General features: G+C 66.2%; 30 protein-coding genes. 16 read left to right on the top strand and 14 right to left on the bottom strand.

Going from position 1 to position 25,997, the window contains the following annotated elements; all coding sequences use genetic code 11:
* Positions 1 to 739 precede the first annotated feature (739 nt).
* Positions 740 to 2,374, top strand: a complete 1,635-nt coding sequence (locus tag ACFWUU_RS01105; protein WP_380171630.1) for a hypothetical protein — start codon at positions 740 to 742, stop codon at positions 2,372 to 2,374.
* 365 nt (positions 2,375 to 2,739) lie between these two features.
* Positions 2,740 to 3,852: a hypothetical protein gene (locus ACFWUU_RS01100; RefSeq protein WP_380171629.1), complete on the top strand. Its 1,113-nt coding sequence runs from the start codon at positions 2,740 to 2,742 to the stop codon at positions 3,850 to 3,852.
* 347 nt (positions 3,853 to 4,199) lie between these two features.
* Here ACFWUU_RS01100 and ACFWUU_RS01095 read toward each other — a convergent pair whose 3' ends face one another.
* Together ACFWUU_RS01095 and ACFWUU_RS01090 are read right to left on the bottom strand one after the other, a co-directional pair.
* Positions 4,200 to 4,370, bottom strand: a complete 171-nt coding sequence (locus ACFWUU_RS01095; RefSeq protein ID WP_170989734.1) for a hypothetical protein — start codon at positions 4,368 to 4,370, stop codon at positions 4,200 to 4,202.
* A gap of 122 nt (positions 4,371 to 4,492) precedes the next feature.
* Positions 4,493 to 5,035, bottom strand: coding sequence for an ankyrin repeat domain-containing protein (locus ACFWUU_RS01090; protein ID WP_380171627.1), 543 nt, complete (start codon positions 5,033 to 5,035; stop codon positions 4,493 to 4,495).
* A gap of 178 nt (positions 5,036 to 5,213) precedes the next feature.
* Here ACFWUU_RS01090 and ACFWUU_RS01085 point away from each other — a divergent pair, with 178 nt between their 5' ends.
* The 5 genes from ACFWUU_RS01085 (at position 5,214) to ACFWUU_RS01065 (ending at position 7,851) form a co-directional block, all read left to right on the top strand.
* Complete coding sequence (locus ACFWUU_RS01085) at positions 5,214 to 5,636, top strand: ester cyclase (protein WP_380171625.1); 423 nt, start codon at positions 5,214 to 5,216, stop codon at positions 5,634 to 5,636.
* Between the two features lie 2 nt (positions 5,637 to 5,638).
* Positions 5,639 to 6,109 (top strand): hypothetical protein, encoded by a 471-nt coding sequence (locus ACFWUU_RS01080; protein WP_380171623.1) that lies wholly within the window; start codon positions 5,639 to 5,641, stop codon positions 6,107 to 6,109.
* A 40-nt stretch (positions 6,110 to 6,149) separates the two neighbouring features.
* On the top strand, positions 6,150 to 6,467 hold the full coding sequence (locus ACFWUU_RS01075; RefSeq protein ID WP_380171621.1) for an NIPSNAP family protein: 318 nt from the start codon (positions 6,150 to 6,152) through the stop codon (positions 6,465 to 6,467).
* A gap of 56 nt (positions 6,468 to 6,523) precedes the next feature.
* Positions 6,524 to 6,868: a hypothetical protein gene (locus ACFWUU_RS01070; RefSeq protein WP_380171619.1), complete on the top strand. Its 345-nt coding sequence runs from the start codon at positions 6,524 to 6,526 to the stop codon at positions 6,866 to 6,868.
* Between the two features lie 314 nt (positions 6,869 to 7,182).
* Positions 7,183 to 7,851 carry a VOC family protein gene (locus tag ACFWUU_RS01065; protein ID WP_380171617.1) on the top strand — a complete coding sequence of 223 codons (669 nt, stop codon included), beginning with the start codon at positions 7,183 to 7,185 and terminating at the stop codon, positions 7,849 to 7,851.
* A 54-nt stretch (positions 7,852 to 7,905) separates the two neighbouring features.
* On the opposite strand, the gene ACFWUU_RS01060 is transcribed toward ACFWUU_RS01065, so the two are convergent.
* On the bottom strand, positions 7,906 to 8,295 hold the full coding sequence (locus tag ACFWUU_RS01060) for a hypothetical protein (protein ID WP_380171615.1): 390 nt from the start codon (positions 8,293 to 8,295) through the stop codon (positions 7,906 to 7,908).
* A gap of 59 nt (positions 8,296 to 8,354) precedes the next feature.
* On the opposite strand from ACFWUU_RS01060, the gene ACFWUU_RS01055 reads away from it, so the two are divergent.
* Both ACFWUU_RS01055 and ACFWUU_RS01050 read left to right on the top strand, forming a co-directional pair.
* Positions 8,355 to 9,263, top strand: a complete 909-nt coding sequence (locus ACFWUU_RS01055) for a phosphotransferase family protein (RefSeq protein ID WP_380171613.1) — start codon at positions 8,355 to 8,357, stop codon at positions 9,261 to 9,263.
* A 70-nt stretch (positions 9,264 to 9,333) separates the two neighbouring features.
* Positions 9,334 to 9,810 carry a cupin domain-containing protein gene (locus ACFWUU_RS01050; protein ID WP_380171612.1) on the top strand — a complete coding sequence of 159 codons (477 nt, stop codon included), beginning with the start codon at positions 9,334 to 9,336 and terminating at the stop codon, positions 9,808 to 9,810.
* Here the strand turns inward: ACFWUU_RS01050 and ACFWUU_RS01045 are convergent.
* Complete coding sequence (locus ACFWUU_RS01045; protein WP_380171610.1) at positions 9,807 to 10,589, bottom strand: alpha/beta hydrolase; 783 nt, start codon at positions 10,587 to 10,589, stop codon at positions 9,807 to 9,809. The two genes, ACFWUU_RS01050 and ACFWUU_RS01045, sit on opposite strands and share 4 nt — an antisense overlap.
* Positions 10,590 to 10,872: 283 nt before the next feature.
* On the opposite strand from ACFWUU_RS01045, the gene ACFWUU_RS01040 reads away from it, so the two are divergent.
* Positions 10,873 to 11,994 carry a Gfo/Idh/MocA family protein gene (locus tag ACFWUU_RS01040; RefSeq protein WP_380171608.1) on the top strand — a complete coding sequence of 374 codons (1,122 nt, stop codon included), beginning with the start codon at positions 10,873 to 10,875 and terminating at the stop codon, positions 11,992 to 11,994.
* Positions 11,995 to 12,101: 107 nt separating this feature from the next.
* Positions 12,102 to 12,626, top strand: coding sequence for a hypothetical protein (locus tag ACFWUU_RS01035; protein WP_380171606.1), 525 nt, complete (start codon positions 12,102 to 12,104; stop codon positions 12,624 to 12,626).
* Between the two features lies 1 nt (position 12,627).
* Here ACFWUU_RS01035 and ACFWUU_RS01030 read toward each other — a convergent pair whose 3' ends face one another.
* From ACFWUU_RS01030 to ACFWUU_RS01020, 3 genes are read right to left on the bottom strand one after another with little or no spacing between them, the layout of a single operon-like run.
* Positions 12,628 to 13,116 carry an SRPBCC domain-containing protein gene (locus tag ACFWUU_RS01030; RefSeq protein WP_380171604.1) on the bottom strand — a complete coding sequence of 163 codons (489 nt, stop codon included), beginning with the start codon at positions 13,114 to 13,116 and terminating at the stop codon, positions 12,628 to 12,630.
* Positions 13,117 to 13,149: 33 nt separating this feature from the next.
* Entirely contained in the window at positions 13,150 to 14,391 is a 1,242-nt protein-coding gene (locus ACFWUU_RS01025) for a hypothetical protein (RefSeq protein WP_380171602.1), read from the bottom strand.
* On the bottom strand, positions 14,381 to 14,872 hold the full coding sequence (locus ACFWUU_RS01020) for a SigE family RNA polymerase sigma factor (protein WP_170989736.1): 492 nt from the start codon (positions 14,870 to 14,872) through the stop codon (positions 14,381 to 14,383). Before ACFWUU_RS01020 ends, ACFWUU_RS01025 begins: the two co-directional genes overlap by 11 nt.
* Before the next feature lie 133 nt (positions 14,873 to 15,005).
* On the opposite strand from ACFWUU_RS01020, the gene ACFWUU_RS01015 reads away from it, so the two are divergent.
* The gene (locus ACFWUU_RS01015; protein WP_380171600.1) at positions 15,006 to 16,076 is read left to right on the top strand and encodes a glycoside hydrolase family 172 protein; all 1,071 of its coding nucleotides are present in this window, start codon (positions 15,006 to 15,008) and stop codon (positions 16,074 to 16,076) included.
* Here ACFWUU_RS01015 and ACFWUU_RS01010 read toward each other — a convergent pair.
* From ACFWUU_RS01010 to thiO, 5 genes are all read right to left on the bottom strand, one after another.
* Entirely contained in the window at positions 16,073 to 17,275 is a 1,203-nt protein-coding gene (locus tag ACFWUU_RS01010) for a glucoamylase (protein WP_380171598.1), read from the bottom strand. The two genes, ACFWUU_RS01015 and ACFWUU_RS01010, sit on opposite strands and share 4 nt — an antisense overlap.
* Before the next feature lie 13 nt (positions 17,276 to 17,288).
* Complete coding sequence (locus ACFWUU_RS01005) at positions 17,289 to 18,179, bottom strand: DMT family transporter (RefSeq protein ID WP_137254502.1); 891 nt, start codon at positions 18,177 to 18,179, stop codon at positions 17,289 to 17,291.
* 36 nt (positions 18,180 to 18,215) lie between these two features.
* Positions 18,216 to 20,177 carry a Stk1 family PASTA domain-containing Ser/Thr kinase gene (gene pknB / locus ACFWUU_RS01000; protein ID WP_380171596.1) on the bottom strand — a complete coding sequence of 654 codons (1,962 nt, stop codon included), beginning with the start codon at positions 20,175 to 20,177 and terminating at the stop codon, positions 18,216 to 18,218.
* A 72-nt stretch (positions 20,178 to 20,249) separates the two neighbouring features.
* Positions 20,250 to 21,209, bottom strand: a complete 960-nt coding sequence (locus ACFWUU_RS00995) for a LysM peptidoglycan-binding domain-containing protein (protein ID WP_380171593.1) — start codon at positions 21,207 to 21,209, stop codon at positions 20,250 to 20,252.
* A gap of 169 nt (positions 21,210 to 21,378) precedes the next feature.
* A complete protein-coding gene (gene thiO / locus ACFWUU_RS00990) occupies positions 21,379 to 22,506 on the bottom strand; it encodes a glycine oxidase ThiO (protein ID WP_380171590.1) in 1,128 nt (375 codons plus the stop codon).
* Between the two features lie 43 nt (positions 22,507 to 22,549).
* On the opposite strand from thiO, the gene thiE reads away from it, so the two are divergent.
* From thiE to ACFWUU_RS00975, 3 genes are read left to right on the top strand one after another with little or no spacing between them, the layout of a single operon-like run.
* Positions 22,550 to 23,188, top strand: coding sequence for a thiamine phosphate synthase (thiE, locus tag ACFWUU_RS00985; protein ID WP_380171587.1), 639 nt, complete (start codon positions 22,550 to 22,552; stop codon positions 23,186 to 23,188).
* Complete coding sequence (locus tag ACFWUU_RS00980; RefSeq protein WP_202877682.1) at positions 23,185 to 23,610, top strand: ribonuclease domain-containing protein; 426 nt, start codon at positions 23,185 to 23,187, stop codon at positions 23,608 to 23,610. Before thiE ends, ACFWUU_RS00980 begins: the two co-directional genes overlap by 4 nt.
* On the top strand, positions 23,607 to 24,041 hold the full coding sequence (locus ACFWUU_RS00975; RefSeq protein ID WP_137254507.1) for a barstar family protein: 435 nt from the start codon (positions 23,607 to 23,609) through the stop codon (positions 24,039 to 24,041). Before ACFWUU_RS00980 ends, ACFWUU_RS00975 begins: the two co-directional genes overlap by 4 nt.
* On the opposite strand, the gene ACFWUU_RS00970 is transcribed toward ACFWUU_RS00975, so the two are convergent.
* Positions 24,024 to 24,377, bottom strand: a complete 354-nt coding sequence (locus ACFWUU_RS00970) for a DUF4180 domain-containing protein (protein WP_380171584.1) — start codon at positions 24,375 to 24,377, stop codon at positions 24,024 to 24,026. The genes ACFWUU_RS00975 and ACFWUU_RS00970 overlap by 18 nt on opposite strands.
* A gap of 76 nt (positions 24,378 to 24,453) precedes the next feature.
* Between ACFWUU_RS00970 and ACFWUU_RS00965 the strand changes: the two genes are divergently transcribed.
* Positions 24,454 to 24,873, top strand: coding sequence for a helix-turn-helix domain-containing protein (locus ACFWUU_RS00965; protein WP_137254509.1), 420 nt, complete (start codon positions 24,454 to 24,456; stop codon positions 24,871 to 24,873).
* Positions 24,874 to 24,877: 4 nt separating this feature from the next.
* On the opposite strand, the gene ACFWUU_RS00960 is transcribed toward ACFWUU_RS00965, so the two are convergent.
* A complete protein-coding gene (locus ACFWUU_RS00960) occupies positions 24,878 to 25,948 on the bottom strand; it encodes a polyprenyl synthetase family protein (RefSeq protein ID WP_137254510.1) in 1,071 nt (356 codons plus the stop codon).
* Positions 25,949 to 25,997: the final 49 nt, after the last annotated feature.

Raw genomic sequence — 25,997 nt, 5'->3', positions numbered from 1 at the left:
GAACCACTGCGGATGGTCATGCGATCAGCGTCTTGTGGGTCACGCCCGGGCATGCGCCTTAACAAACGCCCTCGAGGTCGACTCGGATCCTTCGGTTGAACCCTTAGCCGCTGATCTCCGCCTGCGCGTCACGGCCACCTCTCACTGTTGCGCGAAATCCCTTGCTGGCAAGAGATCCTCAAGAATGACGGCGCACATTGGTTCTCATCGCTGACAACCTCCCGCGCTGATCAGGTGCGCAAAGAGATGAGCAGGCGGGCCGGTCGGACAGTCTATGCGCTGGCGCCATCCGTCGACTTTCCGTGCGCATCTCCCTCGGACCTCCCTTTCGAGTCCGGTGAGGTTCGCGGAGGGACGTCTCAGCACGAAATAGAGTTCAAGAGCGATCCGCTTGCTGTCCTCGGATCACATCTGGCATCCGGACCGACCGCGCCGGGCGGGTTCGTCCTGCTTGCTTCCCTGGCCATGGTGGCGTAGTTCCAGCTATGCAGTGATCGGCATGATGCATCCGACCTCGACTCGCACCGCGGGGTGCAATCGCAGAGCCCGCGAGCTGCACAGTCGGCTCCGTCATGTAGCTACGTGATGCGTTGGCGACGTTACCGAACTGTTGATAAGACCCTCGGCTGCATTGGGTTGCGAACCGTTGCGGACTGTTATCGGGGTCGCTATGGTGCGACGCAGGATTGGGTAACGGGGGCGTCGGTGACGTTGTCAAGTCGCGACGGGGAGGCATTACGTGCTGGTTTACGAACCGTTTGTCAATATCACCGGTACTGCGCAGATGTACTCGCAGATCGCAGGCGTTCTTGCGGGTTTCGCCTTCACTGCACTTCTCGGTTTTCTGAGGAGTGGTGCGAGCTCCGCAGACGGTCAGGGTGGCGTCGCGGCGAATTACACGCTGAGATCTGTATCGGTGGTTCTGTTCAGCACCATGACCGCACTCATCATCAGTTCGGTTCTGTACGGGATCCTGGCCGGAGGACAGAACGACTCAGGGTCCTCATTCTCGGCCGTCGTCATCGACGGGCCGTCGTTCAGCCTTGCTATCCTCAGTATGTTCTACGCGATCGGCTTGGCAGCCACACCGTACGCCCATCTAGACGCCATGCTCGCCGCAGTGCGAGTGATCGTCGGCGTGGTTGGCCCCTTGGTTGCCCTTGTCTTGGTTGACACCGCGGTTCTGGACATCTATCACGTGACCTGTGGCTTCTATGCCACCAACACGGCCTGTCACGAGTTCGCACAGCTCGCGCCAAGCCGTCCATATGGGTTCGGCCTGACACTGACCCTGATTGGCCTCATAATCTCCAGCGTAATGCTGTTTCGCTTCAGGAAGCCGCCCGCAGCGATTCCGATGTGGGTTCCCAAAGTAGTTGGATTCATCGTGCTTGGCGCGGCCGTGTTGTCGGTTGCCGGCATCGTGGCGATGACGCCGATGCAGGCGAACGTCGTTCCGACAGACGGATTTCTTTATGCGATTCTGATCGTCGTCCATCTGATGACGCTGACGATCTCGATTTTGGCGATGTGGAGCTGCCATCCGACGTCCGCCATACCGAACTCTAGCGCGGCGGTGACGACACCCGAGGGCGGTGCATCGATTGCATCCGACAGCGAGACTCCCATTGTTGGGCATAGCCAAGTTACGCGAGAGGAGCTGGCTGGACGCTACGGAACGTACCTGACGACTCACTATCTCGGTCTCCATGTGACGGTGATCAGCGTGGCGCTGGGGGTTGCTGGATTGGCTGCCGCGAGTCTCGTGGCTGCATCGCAAAACCTGAGCAACGGAGTGCTGCTCAACTGGATGTTATGGCTGTCCAGCCTTCTGGCCGTGGCCGTTGCCTACGCCGGCACAATGACCGGCGCCATTGGTCTGCCGGCGCGTGTGCCGACGCTGCTCGATCTTGCCGTCCCTCTGTTGATGGCCGTCGTCGAAGTGCTCCTGTTCGGAGTACTGGTGTCGCAGATCGTTGATCTGAATTCCGAGCGGGCAATCATCACCAGTTGGTTCTTGCTGATTTCGATATTTGGCCTACTGGCCATGGCCGCTATTCTGCGCGCACGGCACTACTTCCAGGTCAGCGCTTACACGGCCGAGCTAGCAGACACGATCGTTGCATATCGATGGCGACTGAGGTTCGACATCGCCGGTGCTGCAGTCGTCACGGCTCTCGGAGCCGTCGGTAGCTCAGTCCAACTCGCTCGACCAGCAGGTTCGATCACGGCGGCGTTCTATTTTGCGGGAGCTGTGATCACCTGCCTCGTCCTTGCTCTCTTCGGCCACGGTCAAACTGCTCGGCTTTGGCGAGTCGCCATGACAAGTCATCCGTCGGATGAGCGCGACCCTCGTCGGGCGGCGGCTCGGTGATCGGTAGACCTCGACGAACGGATAGACGAGGGCCTGCAGGCTTGGAGATCAGCGGACACTTCTGAGTTGGTCGTGATCACAGTTGCCAGCCGTACCCTAAGACGCGCGTGACCGGTAGTTGCACTTTGAGTGAGGGGGGCATGGCAATGGTTCGACGTCGGGATCTGCGGGATCTGATCGCGGAGGTTCTGCGGGGTGCGCTGGGTGGGTTGGCGGAGCGGCACGCAGAGCCTGTGATCGCGGAGGAATTCGATCTGCGGAGCTGGGTTCGGTGTGGGCAGGAGAGTTTTGCGATCGGGCGGCGCAGGGTGTGGCGGCGGCCGGTGGAGACCATTCGTACTGGGTGGCTCGAGGAGCTTCCGTCGATGCGCGCACTGCGGGCGGCTGTTCGGTCTGACCCAGAGCTGTCCGCGCGCTTCGACACACTCGTCGGTACGGAGTTCTCGCGCACCAGACGCGCGTTGGACGACGTGCTCATGGAGCGTTTGCTGGATCCGCTGATCTTGCTGACAGAGGCGTACGAGTTCGACGGCGACAAGTTCGACGACTTGTACAAAGAGCTGGAGCCTGCGCTGTTCGCTGCCCGCGTGAAATGGGTGGACTTTGTGCCGGTCAACGGTGTGGTGCTTGCCCAGGGTGTTGTTGTCGAGCTGGCTCCCGGGCTGATCCTTCGAGAGTTGAGTGATGCCGAGATCGGTGCTGCTTTGCGCGTGATCGGCATCCCGGTCGAGCGACTCGACACTCCGACCAGTGTGACCGTTTCCCGCTTCAACCAGGTCGGGTTGACGTTTGAGCACGATCACCCGTTTGTCGCCGAGCGGGATCTGCCGAAGCAGACCGCGCCCGTGGTCGTTCAGGCGATCGAGGAGCCGGCCGCGAGGTTGATCACTGCGCTGCGCGTGGTGTGCGGCGGTTCAACGGCCGCCACGCGGCGGCTGCGGATGCTGCACCTGGACGAAGTGGAGGCGAGTGGGAGTGCGGAGGCGCATCTGACACCACTCGGTACGCTCGATCCCGAACGTCCTGTCGTCCTGCTCGCGAACGACATCGCCGAGCTGCGGCACGTATTCGACTTTCTGGCGCAGCCGCTGCCGGGTCCACTGCAGGTGGCGTTGCGTCGGTTGAACTACGCAGGCACCCGGACGCAAGCGGAGGATCGCCTTATCGACTTGATCATCTGTGCCGAAGCCTTGTTCATACATCATTTCGGCATCACGACCCATCAGCAGTCCGCGGTGATCGCTGATGGAGCGGAACAATTGCTCGGCGGTGATTCTGTCCTTCAGGTCGGTCCGGGAGACGTGAACCGTTTCATGCGAGCGGCGTACCGGCGCCGGAACTCTGAAGTACACGGTGACGTAGAGCCTGCACCCTTGCTCGACCTGCATGGTAAGCCGCAGACCGAGCTCATGCGGGTCGTAGACGACCTGGACCGAGTCATGCGCCGAGCGTGCCGATTGGTGCTGGAGGGTAGTTAGCCGACAGGGCAGGGGCGGTCGGTTGCCATGATCGGTGTCGTCGCGAGTTGAAAGGTGGAGGTGCGGGCCTGGACGTTGGCGGGATGCGCGACGACCCTGGCCCTGATCAGTGGATCCGGAACTGTGCCGCGGGTCTGATGGCTACGTTGCTTGGCCATACTGGCGACGCCGTCAGACAGCCGAAGGTCACAGGCGGCTAACCCATGTCGCTTGATTAGACCGTCCTGTGTGTCAGCTGATCGACGGCCGGTTCGGATCTGTCTCCTTCTCCGGACTCAGCGCGTTGCACCTGTCGTGGGTGCGGCCAATGGCTGTATGGCGGCCGTCGATCCTCTGGCTGTTGCGGGTCAGCGGCGGCGGCCCCAGCGGCCGGCGCCGATGCCGGCTAGGTGGAGGGCGATGCAGAGGAGGCCGGCCATCAGCAGGGTTTGGGGGGTGAAGGCGTCGCTGACGCGGGCGTTGGCCCAGTCCAGGATGAGGGCCAGGCCGAAGATGACGGCGGCGATGATGGCGAACATGATTGCTCCTTCTGGCGAGCGGGCGGAAGTAACTTTCATGTACCCATGCGCTATCGCGGATAGACCGTTTCGCGGACGCTGCGGAGGGTATGGGCGGCCGTTTGAATTCCCCGATGCTGCGGTCAGAGCTTGGCTTTGTTGAGGAGGGTGATGATGAGCTGTTGTTCGGCTTTTGCTTCGGCCGAGCCGGTTCCGCCGCGGCCTGTTGTGAGGTGGGCTAGGTCCGCCGGGGTGGAGCCGTGGTTGTTGGCGAGGTGGGGGTTGGCGCCGGAGCGGAGGAGTTGGTCTACGGCGGCTGAGCAGCGGTTGCGGACGGCTCGGTGTAGGGGAGTGACGCCGCCTAGCGCGACTGCGTTCGGGTCGGCGCCGGCTTCGATGAGGTACGCGATGACGGCTTGCTGAGCCGGCGGGTTCCAGTTGGTTGAGCCTGGTGCGCCGATGGTTGCCGCGTGCAACGGTTGGGCGCCGCGGCGGTTTCGGGCGTTGATGTCGGCGCCGCGCGCGATCAGGTCTCGGGCGAGGTCGACGTCGTACGCGAAGGCCGCGGCGTGCAGGGCGGTGTCGCCTTCGTAGAGCTGGGCGTGGCACTGGTCGATGAAGAACTCGTCGCGGCGTGCCAAGCGCGCCGTCACCAACGTCGGTGCTGCGTCGAGCGATGCCGTCACGGCCCGACGATCGCCTGCCGCGATGGCTCTCAGCAACCTGGGAAGGTCTTTGACGTCGGCCATACGGCACGTTATCTCCCTAGCATCGCTAGATATTCTAGCGATGCTATTGACTGGACCACCTCAGAGAGCTAGCGTTGCTAGGGCTAGCAGTGCTAACCACTTTGAGGACACCGAAATGACTGCACCTGAACGACAGCTCGCCGACCTGTACGTCGAGATGCTGAACACTCACAACCCGGACCTGGTGGACCGGTTCGTTGCTGAGGAGTACGTCAACCACAACGACTTTGTCAGTGATGGGCGCGAGGCCAATCGGCAGTTCTGGACTGCCTTCTTCGTTGGGCTGCCCGACGTGGAGGTCACGATGGAGGACCTGATCGTCTCCGGTGATCGGGTTGTGGGTCGCTTCGTCTACCGGGGTACCAACACTGGGGACTTCCTGGGCATCCCGGCCAGCGGCAAACCCGTTGAGATGCGCAGCATCGACATCTGGCGCGTCGAGGACGGCATGTTCGTCGAGCACTGGGACGAGCTGAACCTGATGCAGATGTTCCAGCAGATCGGGGCGCTGCCGTCGCTTGGCGGTCCGGAGGCCTAGGCATGACGTTGCTCTCGCAGTTCGCCGCGCTCTTGGCGATCGTCAGTACGGGGATTGTGTACGGCACCGATGCCTTCTGCGCGCTGGTCCAACGGTCGGCGCTCGCGCGAGTCGATGACCGCACCCTCACCGCGGTGATGGGCAATGTGCACCGGTTTGGCGACCGGCGAATGCCTGTTCCCGGAATCGTCGGGGTCATCGCCGCCGCGACCGCATCCGTGCTCGCTGCGGCGGTCGGCCGTCCTGCCGGATCAGCGGCCGCGGGACTGGCGTTTCTCTTGCTGGTGATGTGGGTGCTGCTTTACCTCCGGATCAGCGCGCCCATCAACCGCAGACTCACCGCGGCCGCGGACGCCCACGAAACTCCCGCGAACGCTCGCACCCTGCAACGGGACTGGGATCGCATCATCGTCCCGAGAGCCGTCCTGCAAGGCGTGGCCGTCCTCGCCCTCGGCATCAGCCTCATCAGCTGAACCGACCGTCGCGGGCCATACCGAGAGGATTTTGACGATCGTGTACCAGCTCAGGATTTACACGCTGCGCACGGCCGAAGCGCTCCGAGAATACGCGACCGTGCACTGGCCGCGGCACATCCCGAGCCTGCGTGAGTTCGGCGTTACAACGCACGGCATCTGGACCGACCACAACGCCGGCGCGCATCGGCTGATCGCCCTCATCGCGTACGCCGATGGTGCCGAGCCCGCCGACGTCACCGCGGCGTACATGGCGAGCCCTGAGTTCGCGGCGGACATGCAGGGCTTCGACGTCAGCAACATCCTCAACGTCGAGGAACTGCTACTCGACCCGACCTCCGGCTCGCCGCTGTCCTGACTTCGCGTCATCGCCATCGTGCTCGCGTACCAGTCAGGGGCTCGTATCGTCGGGATATGGCGGGATGGGAGGGTCTGCGGGTGGATCTGCGGCGGTTGCTCGGGGAGGCGCCGGAGGCGCTCGTCGTGCTGCCGGACCCGGACAGTGAGCGGCGTGAGCGGCCGATTCGTATCGACTTGGCGGCGTGGGCGACGGACATTGCTGCCGAGCTGAAGGCTAAGTACGGCGATGTTGTGGAGCTGCGGGTTGGGGCCATGACGTTTCCGGCCAAGCAGCTGTGGGTGAACGAGTACTCGCGCCAGTGCGCGGAGCACCCGCTGAGCGTGCGGGGCTCGACGTACGTGCTGCGACTCCGTTGTCGGTTCGGACCGGGCGGTCGCCGCGCAAGGACGCACTGGTGACGAATCGGACGGACCATGAGCAGGTGCTGCTCACGATGGGCGAGCTGGGGTCGAGGGTGACAGACAGCTCGGGCAGGGTCGTCGGCATGTTCGTCGGGCCGCAACCGTTGCCGCGGGTGGAGTTTCCGGTTGAGGCTCGTGGGAGCCGGCTTGTGCCTGTGCTGATTGGGACGGCTTCGGTGGTTCCTGAACTGGGGTATGCGGTTCCGCCGGGGGAGTGGAGTCTGGTTGTGTCGTTGCAGACCGATGAGGGCCTCATGGTGTCGGTGCCGTTAGGGATGACCATTACGCCCTAGAGACGTTGGGAGTTTGCCTTGAGTGAGCAGGGGTGGCAGGGGTTTCTTGCTGCGGAGGGTGGGGGCGACTGGGTGGTTCTGCACGGTGGGGCGATGGCGGTGTTTCGGGTGGCGTCGTTGGTTGAGGGGGCTCGGTTGGCTGAGGCGGTGGCGGAGGTGCCCGGGATGGAGGGCGCGTTGCTGACGCTGGCCGATGGGCAGCTCAGTGTGCGGTTGACGCGTGGGGTGTTTCGGTTGGAGGAGCGGCATGTTGAGGTGGCTCGGGCGGTGTCGGCGGTGGCTCGAGCGCATGGTGTGACGGCCGATCGGAGCTTGGTGCAGGAGGTGTCGTTTGCTGTTGCGGCCCAGCCTGATGCGATTGATGTCGGGTTCTGGCGGGCGGTGCTTGGGTACGACGCGTTGGCCGACGACAACGGGGTTGACCCGCTTGGTCATGGGTCGACTTTCTGGATGCAGGATCTGGATCCCCGGAAGACGTTGCGGCACGCGATGCATGTCGATGTGTCGGTTGCTCGCGAGCAGGCTGAAGAGCGGTTGGCAGCTGCTCTGGCTGCTGGTGGTCGGATCGTCGACGATTCCAGCGCGCCGGGCGCATGGATCCTCGCCGATCGCGCGGGGAACAAGGTCTGCATCGCAGCCTGGCCGGACGGCGCCCCGGGCCTGTTCTGGAGCGCTGGACCTTCCTGAAGGCGCACCGCCGACAAGTGCCGCTGGCGAAGGGTGGTGCGGCGTGAACGGCGGCTAGAGGCGGCGTGGGTGGTGGCCTACGAATACGTGGTCTTGGCCTGTGCAGGGGACGACGTTGGCGGTGGTTGTAGGGACCGAGCCTCCGCCTACGGACACCTCGTCGCCTACGTGGGCGATGGTTTGGCCTGTTGCGTCGAGGAGGGCGGGTTTGTTGTCGCGGATTGCGATGGTTGAGCCCAGGGGCCAGGCGACGTCGACCAGATGTTCGGCGGGGACGATGCCGAGCTTGTCATCGAGGCGACTGACCTGGACGCGGACGACGAGGCAGTTTGTGGCGGGGTCGATGTCGAGGGTTCCGATCAGCTGAGCGAGGAGTTCCTCGAGTAGGAATGTGTGCTGGACTGTCATGCCGGGCAGTCGGGCATCGGCGTTGGGCTCGGTCATCGAGCACCTCCAGAGGAATCGACCAGCTTCAGTATTGCTTGGCGGCTAGCCTCGGTGGGATGAGATGGCTGGAGGACGGGTCTGCGGGGGCGGTTGCCGAGGCGTTGGGGGAGGTTGGGCTTGGCGACTTGCCGGTTCTGGTTCGGGAATCGGTGGGTGGCGATCCCACGTGGTGGTCGGCTAGTGCGGTTGTGGGTGAGCGGTACGTCGTCAAGTTCGCGTGGTCGGAGCCTGCGGCGTTGCGGCTCGCGCATGAGATCGACGTACTGGATGCGTTGGGACGGGAGCCGGCGGTGTCGTATCTGCCGGAGGTGGTTGCCAGTAGCACCGATCCGTTGTTGTTGGTGACTGCATTGGCGCCGGGTGAGTCGTTGTTCGAGATTGTGGATTCAGTTGACCGGGACGAGGCTGGTCGACAGCTCGCCCAGTTCATGGCGGAGTTGCATGAAGCGGTGGAGCGACTGCCTGAGGTTCCGGATGCGTCGTTGCAGCCGGCAACGACAGCCGTCTTGCGCGAGCAGTTCGGGAAGTGGGCTCGGGCGGATCAGCGTGCTGAGGTCATCAGGTGGTGCGACTGGGCGGCCGACGTACTGCGGACGCCGGGTCCGCAGGTCCTGGTGCACGGCGACCTGCACGGCGGGAACCAGGTGTGGGACGGCGGGAAGCTCCGTGCCGTTGTGGATTTCGAGACCGCGGGGCTCGCTGATGCGGAGTACGACCTGCGGACGTTCCCCGGCCCTGGCATGGGTCCCGGCGTTGAGTTGCTGACGGCCACCATGCGTCACTATGCGCGGATCACCGGGCGGGAGCTGTCGGTCGAGCGGGTGATGGCGTGGCATCTGCGTACGGCGTTGGGCGATGCGCTCTGGCGCAGCGAAGCCGGCGTACCGCTGCCGGATCACCGGACCGCGGCAGAGTGGGTCGACGATCTCGCGGATCGATTTACTGCGCTGGGCATCTCGTGCTGAGCTGACCCACAGCTTCTTGCCCAGGTCGCCGAGGAGTGGCCTACTGGGATTCAGGAGCGGGGGAGGCGACATGTCTGCATCTAGCAAGCCCTTTGCTGCGCGGGCCGACGACGCAGTGAGGCTGGCGACGCCGACCAAGGGGTCGATCGTCATCATGGCGGATACGTCGCAGACCAACGGTTCGCTGACGGTGATGGAGTTGGAGGTCCATCCGTACGACGGCCCCGCGGCGCACACTCATTTGCGCGAGGACGAGGTGTGGTACGTCCTCGACGGCGACTTCCGGTTCAAGGCGGGCGACGAGATGCTGCGGGCCACGACCGGCGGGATGGCGTTCGGGCCGCGTGGGGTGCCGCACGCCTTCCAGAACGTCGGCGAAACCGTGGGACGGCTGCTGATCATCACCACGCCGTCGGGGGTCGAGCGGTTCTTCGAGCAGACCGACAAGATGTCGCGACCGGTGGATCCGGAGGAGTTGGCGGCGATCGGGCATGCCAACTGGATCGAGTTCGGCGGGCCGCCGCTCTCGGTGTCCGATCCGCTTTAGGCCTTGGCGGTCAGGTTGTTCGCGGCGAGCCAGGTGTCGATGTGGGACATCGTCGTCTTCAGGATCTCGCCGAAGAGGATCATGTGGTCGGCGTCGGTGAGCTCCTGGTAGGTGGCGTTCTGGTGCTTCGATGCGGTGGTGCGGCAGACCGCCGGCGCGACGGTGCGGTCCTGGGCGCCGCCGAAAATGAGGACGGGGCCGGTGATCGCGGCGTAGTCGACGCGGGATGCTTTGCGGCGGTCTAGTTGGGGGAACGCCATTTCGCAGTACGCGCGGCCTGATTCGGTGACGAGGTCGGCGAAGAGGGCGCGGGAGTCTTCCTCTGTTTGGGTGATCCGGCCGCCTACGTGGAACTTCTCCCAGGTGGGGTAGAGCGGTTTGGCCCACGGGCGGGGCTGGAGGTAGTGGCTCAGGAAGAGGCGGCTCATGGACGGGTACATGGCGAAGATGCCGGCGGCCGGGGCTGGGCAGACGGCGATGAGGCCGGCGTGGTTGGTCCTCGCTGCGACTAGCTGGGCCAGGAGGCCGCCGAGGGAGTGACCGAGGATGAGGGGTGGGGAGTCGAGGGACTCGCAGAGCTCGACCAGGTCGTCGGCGTAGTCGGTGAGGCTGAGGGTGGCGATGTGGGGTGAGCCTTCGAGCAGGGGGAGTTCATGGTGTCGGAGGGTCGGCGTGTGGATGGTGAACCCACGGTCCTCGAAGGCGGCGCGGGCCTCGTGGAAGTGGCTGCCGCGACCCCAGGTGCCGTGGATGAGAACAACATGCTCGACATCGCTCATGCGCCAGAAACTATCGGACGGCGGCGCGGGAGGTAGGCATGCTGTTGCGTGTCACTCGATCTGTGCAGGTCGTACGAGGCGCAGGCGTTGGCGAGGTGATACGACGATTCGCCTGGTCGAGCACAGGTGTCGGTAGCGCGAGAGGGTTGCCGCGGCGGGAGCTCGCTGGTTCGACGGTAGGCGGAAGGGATGCTCCGGGCGATAAGCCCGGGGGTGGGTGGGTGCGGCGCGTAGCACGGCGACGAAGGAGCCGCGCGTAGCACCGCGTGGGACGATTTATTCCATGGCTGACTCGGTGCGGATGGGTGTGGTGGGGGCGGGGAGTATATCGGTGCGGGGGATTTTGCCGCATTTGGCGCAGGCGGATTTGGTGGGGCGGGTGACGTTGGCTGCCGTGTGTGATCCGGTGGTTGGGCGGGCGGAGGCTGCGGCGGAGAAGTTTGGGGTGGAGCGGGGGTTCACGGAGTACGAAGAGCTGTTGGCTCGGGGTGATGTGGATGCGGTGACGATTGCTTCGCCGATCGGGTTGCACTACGAGCAGGGGAAGCTCGCGTTGCAGGCGGGGAAGCACGTTCACTTCAACAAGACGATGACGCTGACCGTTGCCGAGGCCACCGAGTTGATCGAGCTTGCCGCCGCCAACGATCTGCGGATTGTTGCCTCGCCGGGGGAGATGCTGCGTCCGCATCACATCAGGACCCGCGAGCTCATCGCCGAAGGCGCGATCGGCACGTTGTCGTGGGTCAGCTGCGGCGCGTCGTTCGGCACCTACCACGAGAACGAGTCCGTCCGCGGCGGCAACGACGTACTGAGCAACATCGACCCGTCGTGGTACTTCCGCAAACCTGGCGGCGGACCGATGTACGACATGACCGTCTACGCCCTGCACACAGTCACCGGCATCCTCGGTACGGCAAAGCGCGTGACGGCGATGTCCGGCGTACGGATCCCCGTCCGCAGCAGCGGCGGCGTCGACGTACAGACCGATGCCGACGACAACACCATCGTGCTGATCGACTTCGGCGATAACGTGTACTGCGTTGCGACCGGCACCGCGGCGGGACCGATCCGCGGCGGCTTCGGCGGTGCGTACTACGGGACCGGAGGGACGATCGACGGCCTGCTGCTCAACGGCGAACCGTTCGACTTCCCCAACCGCAACCCGGCCGAGCTCGCGCCCCGCGGTCCGGGCAACCAGGCGCTGCTTCCGCATGTTGTCGGTGCGCACCGCGATATCGAGGAGCAGCACGTCTACGAGGACGTCATGCAGCTCGTCGACTGGGTCCGCGACGGCACGCCCTCGATCGTCACTGCCGAACACGCCCGCCACGTCATCGACATCATCGAGTCCGCCTACCGCGCGGCCGCCACCGGCCAGACCCAAGACCTCACCACCACCTTCTGACATGGTGGAGGTCTCACCGGGCCTTCGACGACGGATTCAGTTGGGCCCGGACCGTCGCGGGTGAGTGGTTGCGGAGCGTCGAACGGTGAGCGTCTATCGTCTGCGGCATGCAATCTCTGTCTCCACGGGCGCGGGCGCTCGGTGCGGCCGTGCTCTGCGTGGTGTTGGCCGTCGCGGCCGGGCTCGCGGTGGACAGTCGGCTCGACCGGCACTGGATCCTGCGCGGGCTCACGGTCTTCCTCGCGATCTGCTGCGCGGCGCTGCTGCTGAGCGATCAGAGCCGCCGGCTCCGGCAGATCATCACGGCGATCGGGCTGGCGATGTTCGGGCTGATCATCCCCTGGTCGCAGACGACGTGGTCGAAGCCGCCGGAGATCAAATTCGCCCTGCAGGTCGCGACCGACGCCAAGAACGCGGCCGAGAAGGCCTCCAGCAGTAGCGTCACCGTCGCGAACGTGAAGACGGCAGCCGAGGCGCGCGGTGGCGCCATCGGCTCCTTCCCGACCGAGAAGAGCCCGCAGGTGCACGGCGCCGACGCGTACCCGGTCATCGTCCGCGCCAAGCGCGACCAGGGCCGCCCCTGGGCCTGCGTCTCGTTCACCGGCCTCACCGCCAAGGTCCGCCCCTGCTGACCTAGCCCTCGGCGGCCAACTCCTCGGCCCGATCCAACGGATTCCATGTCACCGGCCGCCCATCGAGCTGAGCCTCGACGACCTCCAGTCCCGCTTCCCAGCCAGCCGCAGCAGGACCCGCAGCCGAAGCATCGGACAGCACGTTCGTGAAGACCAGGCGACTGCCTTCCGGCGTGCCGGTGATCTCCCACGTGAGGATCTCACCGGCCCATTCGTACTCGAGCACGGACGGCGGCTCGTTCCGCAACATCCGGCCCGTCGAGCCCTCGCTCATCCCGTACCGCCGCCGCTGCTCCTCAGTCACTCCGAAGAACAACGAGCTCCCGACCGGCACGTCCAGCTCGACCACAGCCGGGAACCAAGCGGCCAACTGCCCAGGATCCGTGATCGCCCGCCACACCTTCTCCGGCGGATGCGGCAACAACCGTACGAACCTGATCGCCACGCGCCCGTCCTCAGTCCCGAACACCGTCCCGCGCCGATCGTCCATACCTTCAATATAACCCATCAGGCATATAGTCGCTCAGGGAATCGACGTTGCCGCGTCGAACCAGCTGGCTGGGTTGTTGGGGGAGTTGGTCAGCCGTAGGTTCTCGGCGATGCCGCGGAGTTCGTCGAGCGACGGGTTCGGGGCCAGGCTGCGGATCGTGATCGCGACTCCGTTCCCCTCGAGTCGTACGGCGTCGTGGACCGGCACCGCGTTCTTGGTCTCCGATGTCGCCAGTCCGGTGGCGTAGGCGTAGTACGCGTTCATCCCGTGGATGATCGCGACCGGCTTCGCGTACCGGCTCATGCTGTTCCAGAACTTGCCGGTGGAGTACCGGATCTCGATGTCGTCGCCGACCTGCGGTTGGTAGGCCAGGTTGCCTTCGGGACAGACCTTCGGCGGAGGGCTCTTGAAGGCCGTCGAGCAGTTCGACGGCGGCTTGCGATAGCCCGTGCCCGGATTGCCGTCGCTGAACATCACGGTGAAATCCTCACCGGACCCCTCGACGTTCCCCTTCGCCGGCGAATAGGTGATCCGCCGTGCAGACAGACCGTCGGGCAGTCCGTTCGCGACGAACGGCGAGCCGAGCTCCTGCCGACCCGACAGCGACCGGGCGATGGCCGACGCCACCCTGACGTCGGGATCGAACGGGCCGTCGATCGTCGGGATCTTCACCGTGCCGAGCCGGCGCTGCGACTCGCAGGTGAGCAGCGCCCACAACCCTTCGGCCGGCTGCCAGACCAGAGACTTCAGCATGTCGCCGAAGAGCGGGAACCGATAGCCCTGCGGTCCGGGCGGGAACGGCGCCGTCCTGGTCGACGCCACGATCCGGACCTGGTGTCCGCCGAGTGTGACCGTCGGGCTGCCCGGCGGGATCCGGCCCGGATCGAAATCGCCGTTGCGATGCACCTGGAGCTGGCAGAACGTCGGCCACGGTGTCCCGTTCACCACCTGCAACTCAGAGTCCTGCCGGTTCGGGCCATAGACCTGGGTGGTCGCATAGATGTCCTTCGGCAGGCTCAGTCCGACCCACCTGGCCCAGGCCGAGCTCCTGGTTTCCTGATCCGCCGAGCCGTCGCCTGACACGAACAAACGCGGCGTGAGGACAGCCGCGACAGCTGCGGTCGCAGTGGCCGCCGCTGTGACGACGATGAGCGCAGTACGGCGACGTGCGGCACGCCGGCCGCCGCGCTCGAGTACTTGCCGGATCTCGTCGGGGCGCGGCGCTGTGTCGGCCAGGCGGTCGAAGGCGTCTCGCAGGTCTTCCTCAGTACGCATGATGCTTTTCCTCCGCCATGCTGGTGAACTGAATGCGCAGGGTCGCCAGGGCACGTGACGCGTGGGCGCGCACGGTGCCCGGCGAGCAGTCCATGGTTTCGGCGATCTCGTTGTCGGTCAGGCCGCCGTAGTACCGCAGTACGAGGACTGCCCGTTGCCGCCGTGGGAGCTTGGCCAACTCGCCGACCAGTTGGTCGCGGTCGGCTGTGCGTTCGGCGTGGTCTGGGCTGCTGCCTGTCTCGACCTCGTCGCTCGGCACGTACCGGGACCACTTCCGGCGCCAGGACAGGTATTCGTTGACCACCATCCGGCGCAGGTACGCGTCCGGGTGGTCCAGGCCGCCGATTCGGTCCCACTTGCGCTGGGCCTTGATCGCGACGTCCTGTACGACGTCCTCGGCCAGGTACGGCGTACCGCACAGCACGGTCGCGAACCGCAGCAGCGGTGGCAGACCGGTCCGGGTCCACTCGTCGAACGTCACCGCGCCTCCTCGGCTGCCGGCCAGTCGGATGTCCGGCCTACACCAGTACAAACGACGGTATGCGCCGATCTGCTGAGTCCAGGTCGCGGGCAATCGATTTCTCAGACCCGCGACGACCGCTAGGGTCGCGGGTATGACTCTTGGGAATCTCACCGGTATCAGTGCGCTCGCCGAGGTCGAGTCGCGCTCCATCAGTGCGGAGAACCCGACCGGGGAGCCCGGTCAGGGTGGGCGGCGGACCGAGGGGACCGGTGCGCACGCGGCCCGGGATCTCGGCCAGGGCTGGAAGGTCTCGCCGTCGATCGAGATCGGGCCGGGCGAGACCGCGACGCTGGCCGACATCGCCGGCTCCGGCTGCGTCACCCACATCTGGCTCACCACGCACGTCGACCACTGGCGCAGGCTGGTCCTGCGGGGCTTCTGGGACGGCGACACCGCACCGGCGATCGAGACTCCGGTCGGCGACTTCTTCTGCTCCGGCTGGGGCAAGTTCGCCCAGGTGAACTCGCTCCCGGTCGCGGTGAACCCGAACGGCGGTTTCAACTGCTACTGGGAGATGCCGTTCAAGGAGCACGCCACGTTCACGCTGGAGAACACGCACGACGAGAAGGTGGTCGTGTACTTCCAGGTGGACTACTGGCTCGGCGCAATATCCGACAAGTCGGCGTACCTGCATGCGCAGTGGCGGCGGAGCAATCCGCTCGAGTCGAAGACGGTCCACACCCTGCTGGACGGTGTCGAAGGCCCCGGTCACTACGTCGGCACCTACCTGGCCTGGGGCGTCAACAGCACCGGCTGGTGGGGTGAGGGTGAGGTGAAGTTCTACCTGGACGGTGACGACGAGTTCCCGACCATCTGCGGCACAGGGACCGAGGACTACTTCGGCGGCGCGTGGAACTTCGACGTACCTCACCTGGGCGGCTACACCGAGTTCAGTACGCCGTACCTCGGTATGCCGCAGGTGATCCGCCCGGACGGGCAGTACCAGAGCCAGCAACGCTTCGGCATGTACCGCTTCCACCTGCCGGACCCGATCCGCTTCAAGGAGAAGTTGCGCGTCGACGTCCAGGCCCTCGGCTGGCGCTCCGGCGGCCGCTACCTGCCGCTCCAGGACGACATCTCCTCGACCGCGTTCCTCTACTCAGGCAGGACGAGTACGACGCGACCGGACGCGCCGACGCATGACGTGATGGAGATCTGCTAGGGCGTCCGCAACGGGTTCTGCAGAGCTGTGTCGGCGAGCACCACCAGCGCCGCGGTCCACGCGAGTGGTGCCTCGCCGGCCGGCTCCAGATCCCGGTTCACCTTCTCCGGTAACGCGCCGCTGCTGGTCCGATGCTGGTCGAGCCATTTCAACAAGGTCTCAGCTGTCGTGCGATCCCCTCGGGCGGCGGCGCTCAACGCGAACAACGCCGTCTGAGGCGTCCACGACACTCCATCCGCACGCCACGACTCGCCGGGCGTCACCCCGCCGTTCGGCTGTGTGAGTACGGCGTGCGCACGATCGATCGCCGTCGACACAACGTCGCGGGCCGGGGCGAACGGCGGACCGAGCACGGTCACGATCGCGTCCGCGCCGCCGCCGACACCGATCGGCTCGACACCCGGCTCGACGAAGCTGGTCGCGACCGCCGGGGTGCGCGGATAGTCCGGCCCGAAGACCCGATCTGTTGCCGCCGACAACTTGTCCAGCCCTGACTGCCAGCGCGCGGCCTCGGCCGGATGCCCTTGCTCAGTAGCAATCCGCACAGCTGAACGCAGTCCGGTCAGCAGCGGCGCGACCGTGCCGAGCGTCACCTTCTTCTCGGGCCGCTCCCAGTAGTCGGACGACGGACCCGGGAGACCGTCCGGACCCAACTCACGAACGATCTGGTCTGCAGATTCGCTGACGAGATCCCAGTACCGATCACCGGAGCGGCAGAACCAGGTCGCCCAGAGGACCCACCCGGATCCGTCCAGTTGAGCCGGGCGACCGTCGGCGACCTTGCCGCCGGACTCCGTGTAGCGCGCCTCCCATCTGCCGGTCGAAGGGCGGATGCGGTCGAGGAACGAAAGCACCTTGAGTGCTTCGTCGTACTGGCCGATTGCGCAACGGGCGACCGCGACGAACGACGCGTCCCGCGGCCACACGTACCGCCACGGGCCGTCCCAGCCGGCCAGCAATGCGCCGTTCGGGAGAGTGAGCCCGTCGAGATCGGCGAGCGCGTGCCGGACGAGGTCGTCGTACTGCCCGCTGCCGAGTGTGGAGTCGGCGTGCGTCGCCGATCGGCCGGGGATCCCGTCGGCGACCAGGCGGGGTTGCGGGTTGCGGATCAGATTGCTGGTCGTGCCGGCGGCCAGGATCGCGAGCAGGATGGCGATCACGACGTACGGGAACCACCGGTGCCGGCCGCCCTCCCGCATGGTCCCCTCCCGTCTACTGAGCCAGGTGCTGCACTTCCGCCTCGAACTTACGCCGCGGCGCCAGCTCGACCAGATACATCGCCGACACCACCAGCGCTCCGCCCACCAGCATCCGCCACGTGAGGCTGTCGGAGCCGAACAGTACTGCGAACGTCGAGGCGAACACTGGCTCCATTGTCATCGCAATCGCGGCCCGCGTGGGTGTGAGGTGCGCCTGCGCCCACGTCTGCACGATCAGCGCGAGCGCACCCGCGACCAACGCCATGTAGACCACGCTGACCCAGTCGCGGCCGTTGCTCGGCACCGAGAACCCACCGGGCACCGCTCCGATGGCGCAGACGCAGGTGATGACGATCATCTGCAGCGCCGACAGCCCGAACGCGTTCTTCGGGGTCGACCACGCGCCGAGCCCGATGATGTGCAGCGCATAGAGGCCTGCAGACGCCAGCGTCAGCAGCTCGCCGGTCCCCAGGCTCAGCCCGCGCAGCGACAGTACGCCGAGGCCGACCGTGGCGAGGATCACGGCGAACCAGGCCCAGCGGCCGATCTTGTGCCGCAGGATGACCGCGCCGAGCAGCGGGGTGAAGACGACGTACATGCCGGTGACGAAGCCGGAGACGCTCGCCGACGTGTGCCGCAGACCCTCGGTCTGCACGAGCTGCGCGATGCCGTAGGTGATGCCCAGGGCAACGGCCCGCCCGCGGTCCAGGCGGCTCAACTTCGAGATCGCCGGCGGATGGATCAGCACCAGCGCGACCGACGCGATCAGGAATCGCAACGCCAGGTAGTCGGCGACGTCCATCCTGGTGAGCAGGTCCTTGGTCAGGAAGAACGTCGACCCCCACGCCGCCGCGACCGCGAGCAGGGCGAGTACGGCGATACGCGGGTGGTTCACGCCGCACATCACATCAGAAGCCTTCAGTAGAAGGCAAAACGCGCGTCAGAGCACGGTGATGATGATCGTGCTGCCCGGCTGGGCCTTCTTGCCGGCGCCCGGGTTCTGCGCGGCGACGATGTTCAGCCCGAGGTTGAACGGCGCCTTCTGCACGGTGACCTTGAAGCCCGCGTCGGTGAGGATCTTCTGCGCGTCCGCGGTGCTCTTCCGCTTGACGTCCGGTACGTCGACCAGCGGCGGGCCGAGCGAGACCACCATCGTGACCTTGTCCTTGGCGAACAACGTGCCGCTGTTCGGGGTCTGGCTGATCACGTTGCCCTCGGCGACCTTCTCGTCGTACTGCGTCGTGCGGCCGACGGTGAGGCCGAGCTTGCGGAGCGCCTTGCTCGCGTCGTGGTAGGACTTGCCGGTCCAGTCAGGCACGGTGATGGGCCGTTTGCCCTTGCTGACCGCGAAGTTGATCGCGGTGCCGGGCTTGACGACCGTGTTGAACCGCGGGCTGATTGCCATCACCCGGCCCTGCGGCACCGTCTCGCTGTACTGCTCGATGATCTGCCCGGTGATCAACTTGATCGGCGACAGCGCCTGCTGGGCGGCGTCCAGCTGCAGACCGACGAGCTGCGGCACCCGATAGCGCTCCGGGCCCTTCGAAACAGTGAGACCGATATCACCGTTCTTCCGGATCCGATCGCCTGCTGCGGGGTCGGTCCCCATGACCGCACCCAGGGGCACGTCCTCGGAGTAGTCCTGGTTGTCCAGGCTGGTGTGCAGGCCTGACTTCTCCGCTTCCGCTGCTGCGGCCGCGGGCGCCATGCTCACCAGGTTGGGCGTGGTCGTGTAGCGGTGGATGCCGTAGTACCAGGCCGCTGTGCCGATGGCGATCGCTGCGGCCAGAATCACAATCAGTGCGATCGGGCCGCGGCTCCTGCGCTGCGGCTGCTGCTGATGTGGTGGCGCGGTTGGTGGCTTGGCCGGAGCGCCGGTCGGGCGGCCACGATCCACCGGTACGACGATGGTGTCGTGGCGGAGCGGCTCAATTTCCACCTCTCCACGTGTGTAGCCGTCGTCGTACCCGCTGTCCTGCCGGATCTGCTGGATCGGCACGGTGAGATCGCCGGTCAGCTCCGGGTCGTCGGGCAGCCCTTCCTCGAGCGCGCTGCGCACCCGGTGCACCTGCCGGCTGAAGACGCGGGCGTCCGTCGGCCGCAGATCCCGGTCCCGTGCAGTCGCTCGCTGCACGAGCGCATCGACGTACGGCGGGATGGTCGGCACCTCGAGCGACGGTGCGGGTACGTCGGCGTGGACGTGGGCGTACGCGACCTGGATGGGCGTGTCGCCGGAGTGGGGCTTGTTGCCGGTCAGCAGCTCGTACAGGAGGATGCCGGCCGAGTACACGTCCGAGCGGGCGTCTGCACTGCCGTCGGTGACCAGCTCGGGCGCCAGGTACGACACTGTGCCCATCAGGAGGCCCTGCGTGGCGGTGTTGCCGCTGGCGCTGACGGCACGGGCCAGGCCGAAGTCGGCGACCTTCACTGCGCCCTTGTCGGAGATCAGTACGTTCTCGGGCTTGATGTCGCGGTGCACGATGCCGGCGTCGTGAGCGGCCGACAGCGCGGACAGGACCGGGGTGAGCAGGTCCAGCGCGCGGGCGGGGGAGAGCGGCGCCTGCTCGCGGATGACGTCACGCAGCGTGCGGCCCGGGACGTACTCCATCGCCAGGAACAGGGTGCCGTTGTCGTCACCCTGGTCGAAGACGGCCACCACATTCGGGTTCGAGAGGCGGGCGGCGGCCCGGGCCTCGGCCACGAACCGGCGGGCGAACTGGGCGTCGTCACCGAGACCGTCGTGCATCACCTTGAGCGCGACGGTCCGGTCCAGCCGGGTGTCGAGGGCCCGGTAGACGGTCGCCATCCCGCCCTTCGCGACACGCGCGTCCACGCGGTACCGGCCGTCGAGCACTCGCCCGACGAGGCGGTCGCTGACCTGCGTGTCCACGTCGTCCGTCACTTGCGGTGAGCCGCCTCTCCAAACGTTCTGCTCAGAGAGTGTAGATAACGCCTCAGCGTGACTGGGCCAGGCTCACCGCAGAGGGTCCCACCCGCGCTCAAGCTGAGTCTTGATCCGGAGCACGTTCTGGACGTACAGCTTGGTGTCCGGATACACACCGTTCTTCTTCACGCCGCCCAGGCCCTGGTAGTAGCCGGCGACCGCGAGGTCGAGGCGGGCCGCGCCGGTCAGGCGGCTCAGCAGGACGACTCCGGCGGTGACGTTGTCCTGCGGCTTGAGCAGGTCGAGCCTGCGTCCGACGATGCTCGAGGCGAACTTGCCGGTCGAGGGGATCACCTGCATCGCGCCGACGGCGTTCGCGGGGGAGACGACCCGCTGCTTCCAGCCGGACTCCTGCCAGCTGACCGCGAGCGCGAGCTGCGGGTCGACGCCGTACCGCTTCGAGGTCGTCACGATCAGTGATCGCACCTGCGTGCGGGTCGGCAGTTTGCGCTTCTTCAGGATCGCCCGGTTGCGGTTGGCCTGCGCGACGATGTGGTCGGCGTACGTGCGGCCGGCGAAAGTGTTGTCGGTCCGCGCCTTCGTCTTCGCTTTCTTCGGGTGCAGCTTCACCGGGATCTGCAGCGGCTTGCCGGCGTAGATGCGGTCGCCGGAGTGCAGGCCGTTCGCGGCGAGCAGGTTGGCCTGGGAGCACTTGAACCGCTTCGCGATCTTCGAGACGGTGTCGCCGCGCTTGACGACGTACGTCACCCGGCCGAGCTGGGAGCGCTTGGCCGGCTGCGCCGTCCGCGTGGTCGAGCCCTTGGCGGGGACCTTCAGGACCTCGCCGGCATAGATCGCGTTGCCGTTACCCGGCAGCTGGTTCAGCGCGACCAGCGTCCTGACCGACGTGCCGTACCGGCCGGCGATGTGGCTGAGGGTGTCACCGTCCTTGACCTTGTACGCGCCGAAACCGGGTGAGCCGGCGGTGATCACGGCCGCGGTCAGGACTGGTACGGCGAGCCCGCTCAGCACCCGTAGGACCTTGTGCATGGCAACCATCTCCCCGTGTGACGTCCTGTTGACCGTAAGCGCTGGTACAGATGTGACAACAGGGGGCCATGGGGTACGTGTTACGCCTGTAATGCAATGTTTACAATTCAAGCCTGAACTACATTGTTGTCGTTCACAAGCATTCCGGTTGCTTCCGGCAACTGTGGAATCAGTGACCGAACCGGCTGGCGAGGAAGGGTTTTGCGAGATCCGGCAGCGTTCCGGTGCGGACGGTCTCGGCCAGGATCTGCGCGGTGACCGGCGTCAGCAGGACACCGTTCCGGTAGTGGCCGGTTGCCCAGAGCAACCGATCCAGGCCGGACGGCCCGAGGATAGGTGCGTTGTCGGGCGTCGCGGGCCGGAGACCGGCGATCGCCTCCACCAGCTCGAGCTCGTCGATGATCGGCAGCACAGTCCGCGCGTCACGCAGCAGCGCGAACACGCCGCCCGCCAGCACACGGGTGTCGTAGCCGAGCTCGGTAGTGGTCGCGCCAACGACCAGTTCGCCGCCCGGACGCGGCACCAAGTAAACGGAGAAGCCGCGCGCAGTCGCTCGCACGGTGTGCTGCAGCGCAGGGCGATAAGCCTCCGGCACCCGCAGCCGCAGTACCTCACCCTTCACTGGACGCACCGGTGGACGCAGCTCATCGGGTACGCCGTCCAGCTGCGACGACCACGGCCCGGTCGCAGCGATCACGTGATCTGCGTGGACGGTCTCGCCGTTCTCGAGCAGTACGCCGATAGCCGTCGCGCCGGATGTGACGACGCGGGACACACGCTGGCGGATGAGCTGGACGCCGGAGAGGTCGACGGCACGCAGGAGAGTGGCGACTGCTTGCCTGTTGTCGACGGAATGGTCGCCGGGGACCCAGACGCCACCAGACACGCCGGTAGCGAGGAGTGGTTCGCGTCGGCGGGCGTCGCGACCGGACAGCTCTTCCACGTCGAGTCCGAGCCGCCGCTGGTAGTCGGCGAGCCTGCGGAGCGCGGCTGCGTCGTCGACGTCGTACGCGACCGACAGCGTGCCGGTCCGGTGCAGGCCCGCGGGTTGTCCGGTCAGCTCTTCCAGTTCCTGGGCGAAGGCCGGCCAGGCGTTCACGGACGCCAGATTGAGAGCCAGCAGGTCGTCCTCGCCGTACTCCACCTCGGTGACTGGTGCGAGCATGCCGGCGGCGACATTGGAGGTCTGGGCACCTGGTGTCGGATCACACACCGCCACCTGGACACCGTCAGCTGCCAGTCGCCACGCGGTCGCCAGACCTATCAGTCCGGCGCCGATCACCACCACGTCAGGCATGCCCCAGAGCCTACGGCTGCTCGGACATGGCAGGCTTTGGGGTGTGACTGACCACACCGAACGGCTCGACGACGCCCGGCTCTACCTGTGTACGGATGCCCGCGAGAAGCAGGGTGATCTCGAGCAGTTCCTGGACGCCGCGCTGGCCGGCGGCGTGGACATCGTGCAGCTCCGGCAGAAGGAGATGGAGGCTGCCGACGAGCTGGCCGCGCTGGAGGTGTTCGCCGACGCGTGCAAGCGACACGGCAAGTTGCTGGCAGTCAACGACCGCGCTGACGTCGCATTCGCGGCGGGAGCCGACGTACTGCACCTGGGACAGCGTGACCTGCCGGTGCACGCCGCTCGGGCGATCACCGGACCGGGGCCGATCATTGGGCGGTCGACGCACACGTTCAGCCAGGTGAACGCCGCGGTGGCCGAGCAGGGGTCGGACTACTTCTGCGTCGGCCCGACGTGGGAGACGCCGACCAAGCCGGGGCGTCAGGCCGCCGGTCTGGAGCTGGTGTCGTACGCCGCGGGTCGCCGTCAGTCGAAGCCGTGGTTCGCGATCGGCGGGATCGACCTGGAGCGCCTGGACGACGTACTGGAAGCCGGTGCGACGCGAGTGGTCGTCGTACGCGCGATCACCGATGCGGACGACCCGGGGGAGGCGGCCGCCGAGTTCAGTCGGAGGCTGCGGTGATCAACAACCCGAAGGCCGCGCGGATCGTCGCGGTCGTGGTGATCGCCATGCTGGTGATCACCCTGGCGGCATCGCTGTTCGGGTGCTCAGCGGATACGAAGGCCTCCAACAGCGTCGATCCGGAGAGCGGTCTGAAGATCGTCGCGGTGGCCGACCTGCCGAAGGAGGCGCAGGACACGCTGAAGCTGATCGACCAGGGCGGACCGTACCCGTACAGCCGCGACGGCGTGGTGTTCGGCAATCTGGAGAAGATCCTGCCGAAGCACGACCGCGGCTACTACCACGAGTACACCGTGAAGACGCCGGGCGAGAAGGACCGTGGTGCCCGCCGGATCGTGACCGGTAACGCTCAGGAGCGTTACTACACGGACGACCACTACAAGTCCTTCCGCCGCATCGCGGAAGACGGGGGAACCTCATGACCGATCTGCACGCGCTGCTGACGGACGGGCTGCGTCCGGGCGTCTACCGCTGGCCATCACCCGCGACTGCCGACCAGGTACGCCGTGATGCTGCCGCCGCCGGGTTCGGATTCGTCCTGCTCGACACCGGCGAGATCCACGATAAGACGGGTTTCCTGGACCTGTGTGCGACTGCCTTCGACCTGCCGCGCTGGTTCGGCCGGAACTGGGACGCGCTGGCCGACTCGCTCAGTGACAGGTCGACCGGAGAGCCCGAGGTCGTGCTGTGGTCCGGTCTGCGGCACCTGCTCGAGCACGACCATGACACCGTCGACGTAGCCCTGCAGATCTTCGAAGAGGACACCACGAACTCCGGTCAGCTCCGGGTCCTCATCCACGAGAAGGCCGGCGCCGAAGCACCGGACCTGCTGGCGTCACTGCCGATCCTTTAGCCGCTCGGCCAGTTCGTCGAGATCGTCGGCGAACAACAGATTGCGGCCGCGGTTGCTCTCCCGGACCCAGTCGGCCAGCGGCTTGCTCGCGGCGACCCGCGCCGAGATGTCGCCGACGACGGCGAGCCCCATCTGGTACGAGACGAACTTCTGCGTGATCGCACCGGCCCGCCCGGTCCGCAGTTCGAAGAACTCGTCACCGAGCTGCTCCGGCGTGAACGCGATCCACTCGGCGTGGTGTGCGTAGTACGCGTCGACGATCAGCTGCACGGCGTCGCTCTTGGTGGCGACGGCCGTGTCACTGACGAAAATCTTCACACCGGCAAGCTCAACCATGTGCTCCAAAATACCTTACCTGTCCCTACCTAGCCATTTATAGGGAATTCTAAGGAACTTGCCATAGTCTAGTGAGATGGCGCAGGAGCTGTACTCGGTCGAGCAGGTGGCGAATCGGCTGGGGCTGCACGTCCGCACGATCCGGAACTACGTCCGCGACGGCCGATTGAAGGCCGTGCGGATCGGCAAGCAGTACCGCATCACCCGCGAGGATCTCGAGGAATTCACCGGCGCGCCCACCGCCGTGGTCGACATCGATCGGTCCGCGCGGCACGTCGAGGCGTCGAGCATCGTCCACATCGACGCCGTCGACCGCGCTACCGCGGACCGCATCACCACGCACATCCTCGGCGCGCTGAACCAGCCCGAGGCGGTCAACCTGAAGGCCGAAACCATCTACGACGAGGACCGCGCCGTCCTCAAGGTCATCGTCCTCGGCAATCTTCCGGCGACCGCTGATCTGCTCCGGCTGATCAACCTGATGGCCGAGCAGTAGGCGGCTACACCTCGCGCGAGGTCGCCGCGATCGCCAAGTCTGTCAGGGCTTTCCGGCTCGCGTCGTCGGCGAGCGGCGCCTCGTCCAGGGCGTCGAGTGCGTCTTCGGTGCGGTTGGTGATCAGGTCTTCGCAGGCCTGTACGGCGCGGGAGTCCTGCAGGATCTCGCGGAGCAACTGGATCTCGTCATCGTCCAGATCCGGCCGTCCGAACAACCGGTCGAACTCCGACAGCTGGACCTCCGACGCATGGTCGATCGCGTAGGCGATCAGGACCGTCCGCTTGCCCTCGCGCAGATCGTCCCCGGCCGGCTTCCCGGTGATCGCCGGATCGCCGAACACGCCAAGCAGATCGTCCCGCAACTGGAACGCCTCACCCAACGGCAACCCATAGCCCGACAATGACGAGATCAACCGCGAGTCGGCGCCTGCCAGCGCGGCACCCACGTGCAGCGGCCGTTCGATCGTGTACGTCGCGGACTTGTACCGCAGTACTCGCAGCGCCAGATCCATATCCGATTCGCCACTCGCCTGCGCGAGGAGATCGAGGTACTGCCCGGCCGTCACCTCGACCCGTACGGCGTCGAAGTACTTCTCCGCGCGGGCCAGCGCCGCCGCGTCGAACCCGGAGGTGTGCAGCAGTTCGTCGGCCCAGATCAGGCACAGATCCCCGAGCAGGATCGCAGCTCCGATCCCGAAGCTGACCGGATCGCCGCCGTGGCCGCTCTTCTCGGCGCGCTCCCGCTGCAGGGCCTCGAACCGGCGATGAGCGGCCGGCGCACCCCGTCGTACGTCGGAAGAATCCATCACGTCGTCGTGGACGAGCGCGCTGACGTGCAGCATCTCCAGGCTCGCCGCAGCGGTCAGGATCGGCTGCGCCGGATCACCGCCCGCAGCCCGGAAACCCCAGTAGCAGAAGGACGGACGCAGCCGCTTACCGCCACTCGTCGCGTCCCGCGCGGCCTGCACCTGCTCGGTCAGCTCCGGCCCGAGCGCCGCCAGCCGCTCCTCCTGCCGGTCGAGGAACCCGCTCAACGCCTGCTGGATCCCGCCCGGAATGTCCACATCACCATCCACGTCTCGGAGCGTAGTCGGTGGGCAGACAGCGCTGACCACCGCGGGTAAC

The sequence above is a fragment of the Kribbella sp. NPDC058693 genome, from assembly GCF_042715335.1.
Lineage (GTDB): Bacteria > Actinomycetota > Actinomycetes > Propionibacteriales > Kribbellaceae > Kribbella > Kribbella jiaozuonensis.
Note: the sequence above shows the minus strand (reverse complement) of the source record. Positions and strands in the feature narration are given on the sequence as shown.

Coding starts and splice junctions, on each gene's coding strand:
- ACFWUU_RS01100 (WP_380171629.1), top strand. CDS start 2,740: ATGCGCGCACTGCGGGCGGCTGTTCGGTCTGACCCAGAGCTGTCCGCG.
- ACFWUU_RS01095 (WP_170989734.1), bottom strand. CDS start 4,370: ATGTTCGCCATCATCGCCGCCGTCATCTTCGGCCTGGCCCTCATCCTG.
- ACFWUU_RS01085 (WP_380171625.1), top strand. CDS start 5,214: ATGACTGCACCTGAACGACAGCTCGCCGACCTGTACGTCGAGATGCTG.
- ACFWUU_RS01080 (WP_380171623.1), top strand. CDS start 5,639: ATGACGTTGCTCTCGCAGTTCGCCGCGCTCTTGGCGATCGTCAGTACG.
- ACFWUU_RS01070 (WP_380171619.1), top strand. CDS start 6,524: ATGGCGGGATGGGAGGGTCTGCGGGTGGATCTGCGGCGGTTGCTCGGG.
- ACFWUU_RS01060 (WP_380171615.1), bottom strand. CDS start 8,295: ATGACCGAGCCCAACGCCGATGCCCGACTGCCCGGCATGACAGTCCAG.
- ACFWUU_RS01055 (WP_380171613.1), top strand. CDS start 8,355: ATGAGATGGCTGGAGGACGGGTCTGCGGGGGCGGTTGCCGAGGCGTTG.
- ACFWUU_RS01050 (WP_380171612.1), top strand. CDS start 9,334: ATGTCTGCATCTAGCAAGCCCTTTGCTGCGCGGGCCGACGACGCAGTG.
- ACFWUU_RS01045 (WP_380171610.1), bottom strand. CDS start 10,589: ATGAGCGATGTCGAGCATGTTGTTCTCATCCACGGCACCTGGGGTCGC.
- ACFWUU_RS01040 (WP_380171608.1), top strand. CDS start 10,873: ATGGCTGACTCGGTGCGGATGGGTGTGGTGGGGGCGGGGAGTATATCG.
- ACFWUU_RS01035 (WP_380171606.1), top strand. CDS start 12,102: ATGCAATCTCTGTCTCCACGGGCGCGGGCGCTCGGTGCGGCCGTGCTC.
- ACFWUU_RS01030 (WP_380171604.1), bottom strand. CDS start 13,116: ATGGACGATCGGCGCGGGACGGTGTTCGGGACTGAGGACGGGCGCGTG.
- ACFWUU_RS01025 (WP_380171602.1), bottom strand. CDS start 14,391: ATGCGTACTGAGGAAGACCTGCGAGACGCCTTCGACCGCCTGGCCGAC.
- ACFWUU_RS01015 (WP_380171600.1), top strand. CDS start 15,006: ATGACTCTTGGGAATCTCACCGGTATCAGTGCGCTCGCCGAGGTCGAG.
- ACFWUU_RS01010 (WP_380171598.1), bottom strand. CDS start 17,275: ATGCGGGAGGGCGGCCGGCACCGGTGGTTCCCGTACGTCGTGATCGCC.
- ACFWUU_RS01005 (WP_137254502.1), bottom strand. CDS start 18,179: ATGTGCGGCGTGAACCACCCGCGTATCGCCGTACTCGCCCTGCTCGCG.
- ACFWUU_RS00995 (WP_380171593.1), bottom strand. CDS start 21,209: ATGCACAAGGTCCTACGGGTGCTGAGCGGGCTCGCCGTACCAGTCCTG.
- thiO (WP_380171590.1), bottom strand. CDS start 22,506: ATGCCTGACGTGGTGGTGATCGGCGCCGGACTGATAGGTCTGGCGACC.
- ACFWUU_RS00975 (WP_137254507.1), top strand. CDS start 23,607: ATGACCGATCTGCACGCGCTGCTGACGGACGGGCTGCGTCCGGGCGTC.
- ACFWUU_RS00970 (WP_380171584.1), bottom strand. CDS start 24,377: ATGGTTGAGCTTGCCGGTGTGAAGATTTTCGTCAGTGACACGGCCGTC.
- ACFWUU_RS00965 (WP_137254509.1), top strand. CDS start 24,454: ATGGCGCAGGAGCTGTACTCGGTCGAGCAGGTGGCGAATCGGCTGGGG.